We start from the raw sequence: 2,335 nt of genomic DNA on the forward strand, positions 1-2,335 counted from the left end.
CTATGGACTTACAATAACGACCGCCCGAATATGGGCATCGGCGGCATCACACCCGCACAGAAACTGAAAATGGCCGCGTGAATTCTACGGCTGAACCCCGTTAAAAATGGGGGGATTACCCCCACTTATCCGTGGTGCCGCACGGGCTTGCAACACGGCGCGACATGCAAAAACCGCCCGAGGGGCGGCCTAAGCGTTTGATATCTTGTCTGTATTTTTGGTTGCGGGGGCACGCAACTTCTTTTGTTATAACTTGGGATCGGTTTTGGGTTTTGCGCCCGGAAACGATGTCGAGAATGCCCATCAGCTCGCCGCGTAATGTGGCATTTACCTCGCCGCGTTTGTCGCCGGGCATAAGCACCACTTCGCCCACAAGCGCGCGGATCGCCTCGGTTGCCTGATTGTGCAATTCCGGATCGGCCAGCGCCTCGTTCAACTGCATCACCTTGGCTTTGTAGATTTGTGCAATATTCGGATGAATATCCGGCACATCCGCAGGCACGTCCTCCATGCGCGCCAGGATCTCAACCTTCTGCTGCTCCAGATCATCCATCCGCGTCTTCATGCTGGGCTGATACATGCCGTCCTCGATGGCGGACATGATACCGGCAATGCCGCGTTCGATCTTGTCGAGCGCCTTGCGGTCGATATCGGTTTGCGCGCGGTGTTCGCGGTTCTGTTGGTTCAGTTCCTCGGCGTAGGCGCGCACGGCTTCGGCTACGTTTTCAGCGGAAACCAGCTTTTCGGTGAGGCCCGCAAGAATGCGCTCTTCAATCACATCGCGGCGGATGGTGCGGCCATTGTCGCAAGTACCGCGCCGGTTGCGGTTGAGACAGCCATAGCGATCCTTGGTGATGATGCCATATTGCCCGTCGCAGCAGCCGCATTTCAGCAAGCCGGAGAACAGAAACGCCGGGCGACGTAGACCATTCAGCTTCTTGGCGCGATAGGCCCGCACGCCTTTGGTGACATTCTCGAATTTCACAGAAATTTCCCGCTGCCGCTGGCGCGCCGCCTGCCACAGCTCATCATCGATGATGCGCAATTCGGGCACTTCCGTCCTGATCCATTCAGCTTCCGGGTTGATGCGTGAGACGCGCCTGCCGGTCTCGGGGTTCTTGATATAGCGCAGCCGGTTCCAGACGATTACGCCCACGTAAAGCTCGTTGTGAATGATGCCAGTGCCACGATTGACATGGCCGCGAATGGTCGTGTCGCCCCAATTCTTACCGAAAGGGCCGGGGATATTGTCACGATTGAGGTCTCTGGCAATGGCCTTGGGGCTCTTGCCATCGGCGAATTCGCGGAAGATACGGCGGACGATGGTTGCCTCGGCCTCATTGATCTTGCGCTCGCCGCGGATTGGTTCGCCATTGCCGTCGAGGCGCTTGACCACGTCATAACCATAGCAAAGCCCGCCACCTGCCTTGCCGTTCTCCACCCGACCGCGCAGGCCGCGATGGGTCTTGGCGGCAAGGTCTTTGAGGAACAGCGCGTTCATCGTGCCCTTGAGGCCAACGTGAAGCTCGGAGATTTCGCCCTCGGCCAGCGTGATGATTTTGACACCGGCAAATTTCAGGTGTTTGAACAGGATCGCTACATCGGCCTGATCGCGACTAACGCGATCGAGCGCCTCCGCCAACACGATCTCGAACTTACCGGCGGTCGCATCCTGCAACAGCGCCTGAATGCCCGGACGCAAGGTGACGCTGGCGCCGGAAATGGCGGCGTCCTTATAGGTGCCCGCCACCTTCCATTTTTCCCGCGCCGCCTGATCGCGGCAGATGCGGAACTGATCGTCGATGGAGGACGTGCTTTGCATGTCGGAGGAATAGCGGGCGTAGAGCGCGATGCGGGCCATGGGGTTTTTCCTTTCTCTAAAAACCAGGTTTCACCCCTCCGGGGACTGCCCCTCTTCCTCTGACACCACAGGCCGGTTATCATTGGCCGCCTTCACCTGCCGCCTTTCCCAGGCCCTAAAATGCTCACGGGCTATGTGGCGACCGATGGCGCGGGCGATGCTGCGCAAATGCTGCTCCGCCTCCCCCGTTCCGGCACCATTGTCATTGGCTGCCACACTTTCTTTCTGTGTCATGGGCAAGCCCCTTCCAGTAAAATAATCCACTGGAATAGAATCGCCCAAAACCGCTGAAACGCTTATGACCGTTATGTACGCTCATTTGACGTTTATGCGCTATGAAGCATGCGATACTTCGTAACGGCCCGGTTGGCACCGCCTGCCAGATTTCGGCGTGAGGCCCTAAGACACGTGCATAACGACGTCGCAAACGACGTCTCTTATGCGCGGAGGGGCTATGCGGGGCGAGGTTTTGGG

The 2,335-nt window shown here is 58.2% G+C and carries 2 protein-coding genes; both read right to left on the reverse strand.

Annotation, left to right across the window (positions count from 1 at the left end):
- Window positions 1-115 precede the first annotated feature (115 nt).
- Window positions 116-1,861 carry a recombinase family protein gene (locus tag ACSR1C_RS20480; protein ID WP_460260857.1) on the reverse strand — a complete coding sequence of 582 codons (1,746 nt, stop codon included), beginning with the start codon at window positions 1,859-1,861 and terminating at the stop codon, window positions 116-118.
- A 30-nt stretch (window positions 1,862-1,891) separates the two neighbouring features.
- Window positions 1,892-2,095, reverse strand: a complete 204-nt coding sequence (locus ACSR1C_RS20485) for a hypothetical protein (protein WP_460260858.1) — start codon at window positions 2,093-2,095, stop codon at window positions 1,892-1,894.
- Window positions 2,096-2,335 lie beyond the last annotated feature (240 nt).

This window comes from Actibacterium sp. D185-2, assembly GCF_054954595.1.

Coding starts and splice junctions, on each gene's coding strand:
- ACSR1C_RS20485 (WP_460260858.1), bottom strand. CDS start 2,095: ATGACACAGAAAGAAAGTGTGGCAGCCAATGACAATGGTGCCGGAACG.
- ACSR1C_RS20480 (WP_460260857.1), bottom strand. CDS start 1,861: ATGGCCCGCATCGCGCTCTACGCCCGCTATTCCTCCGACATGCAAAGC.